Source organism: Hymenobacter gummosus (assembly GCF_003970915.1).
In the GTDB taxonomy this organism is placed as follows: Bacteria; Bacteroidota; Bacteroidia; order Cytophagales; family Hymenobacteraceae; genus Solirubrum; species Solirubrum gummosum.
On the sequence record NZ_RXOF01000034.1, the window covers coordinates 1 to 330 of the forward strand.

1 rRNA gene is annotated in these 330 nt (G+C 49.4%); it reads right to left on the reverse strand.

Annotation, left to right across the window (positions count from 1 at the left end):
- Positions 1-210 precede the first annotated feature (210 nt).
- A 16S ribosomal RNA gene (locus EJV47_RS27745) occupies positions 211-330 on the reverse strand; the annotation flags it as partial.

Here is a 330-nt window from a genome sequence, read left to right on the forward strand (position 1 = left end):
TCCGTAAGTAACGGTCGATCCAGAGTAATCATGGATCTATCGTTTGCTCGTTGTGATGCTTCACCATCCGTAGATGATGAGGCTTTTTCTCTGTGTTTGCTAGCCGTTACGTCAAAGAACGTGTACCAGACCGATTGTCTGATGCAGATGAAAGAAGGAAAGACAAAGAGGTGAGCAGCTGAAGTAAGCTCACGAGTCGGATTGCTCCAGAAAGGAGGTGATCCAGCCGCACCTTCCGGTACGGCTACCTTGTTACGACTTAGCCCCAGTTACCTGTTTTACCCTAACTGGCTTCTGTGACGAGCACCAGCTTCAGGTCCACCAGACTTC